General features: G+C 63.0%; 2 protein-coding genes and 1 pseudogene. All 3 read left to right on the top strand.

Features of this window, described 5'->3' with window-relative positions; genetic code table 11:
- Positions 1 to 450 (top strand): annotated as a pseudogene (locus JCM25156_RS16360) (NRDE family protein); the annotation flags it as partial.
- A 147-nt stretch (positions 451 to 597) separates the two neighbouring features.
- Complete coding sequence (gene purC / locus JCM25156_RS16365) at positions 598 to 1,362, top strand: phosphoribosylaminoimidazolesuccinocarboxamide synthase (RefSeq protein WP_025813963.1); 765 nt, start codon at positions 598 to 600, stop codon at positions 1,360 to 1,362.
- Positions 1,359 to 1,511, top strand: a 153-nt coding sequence (gene purS, locus JCM25156_RS16370) for a phosphoribosylformylglycinamidine synthase subunit PurS (RefSeq protein ID WP_025813964.1), incomplete at its 3' end; no start/stop codon positions are given. The genes purC and purS, both read left to right, overlap by 4 nt.

Raw genomic sequence — 1,511 nt, forward strand, 5'->3', positions numbered from 1 at the left:
GCCACGGCGGGTGAGGCGGTTGATCATATCGCCACGATCGACGCGGGGGCATGGCGCTCGTTCAACATGATCGTGGCGGACCGGACGGACGCCTTCTTCATCCGTGGCCCCGGCTACGGCCAGCCACAGGTGGAACGCCTCGCGCCGGGCGTACACATGGTCGCCACCACCGACCCCGATGACATGGCCATGCCGCGCATCCACCGGCACCTGCCCCGATTCCGCGCCGCGATCCGCCCCGTGCCGCCGGAATGGACGGCGTGGACCACCCTGCTGGCCGACCGTTCGCTGCCCGCTGGCAGCGAGATCAACATTCCGCCGCGTTCCGGCTTTGGCACATGCAGTTCATCGGCCATCGGCGTGGCGCGGGTGGGGGATGGCCGGTCATGGTTTTTCGCCCCCGGCGCGCCCGACCGCGTGGGCTACCATCCGGTCAATCTGGACGCGTAGGGCGGCCACCAGAGGTAAATGGTATCTTCCCGGCCGGAACGCTGCTATGGCATGCGCATTATTCGGGATCATGCCAGTAACGGATCCCGCAGATCAGGGGAGGGGCCGCTCCCGGCCCGTCCCCACAGCGTTATGTGAAGGATGAGTATGGGCCGCCGCCGCCAGCTTTACGAAGGAAAAGCCAAAATCCTTTTCGAGGGGCCAGAACCCGGTACTCTCGTGCAGTATTTCAAGGATGACGCCAGCGCCGGAAACGGCGCGAAAAAGGGCATCATCACCGGCAAGGGAGTGCTGAACAACCGCATCAGCGAACACCTGATGCTGCGCCTGCACGATATCGGGATTCCGACCCATTTCATCCGCCGCCTCAACATGCGCGAGCAGTTGATCCGCGAAGTCGAGATCATCCCGCTCGAGGTCGTGGTGCGTAACGTGGCCGCGGGCTCCCTGTCCAAGCGGCTGGGCATTCAGGAAGGCACGCGCCTGCCGCGCCCGATCATCGAATTCTATTACAAGAACGATGCCCTGAACGACCCGATGGTGAGTGAGGAACACATCACCGCCTTCGGCTGGGCCTGCCCGCACGACATGGAAGACATCGTGGCGCTGAGCATGCGCGTGAACGACTTCCTGTGCGGCCTGTTCATGGGCGTCGGCATCATCCTTGTCGATTTCAAGCTGGAATTCGGACGCCTGTTCGAAGGCGATAACATGCGTATCGTCCTGGCCGATGAAATCTCGCCCGACAACTGCCGCCTGTGGGACGCCAAGACCAGCGAGAAGATGGACAAGGACCGCTTCCGCAGGGACATGGGCAAGGTTGAGGAAGCATATCAGGAAGTGGCGATGCGCCTGGGTATCCTGCCCGAGGCCACGAATTCCGACATGAAGGGACCGGAGGTAATGCAATGAAGGTGCGCGTGACCGTCATGCTGAAGGAAGGCGTGCTCGACCCGCAGGGCAAGGCGGTGGAACATGCCCTGCATGTGCTGGATTTCAGGAACGTGGGCGAAGTGCGCATTGGCCGCGTGATCGAGCTGGAAGTGGACGAGACCGACCCC

This window comes from Komagataeibacter kakiaceti JCM 25156 (assembly GCF_000613305.1).

Excerpts from the sequence above, each read along its gene's own strand:
- purC (WP_025813963.1), top strand. The coding sequence starts at position 598 with ATGGGCCGCCGCCGCCAGCTTTACGAAGGAAAAGCCAAAATCCTTTTC.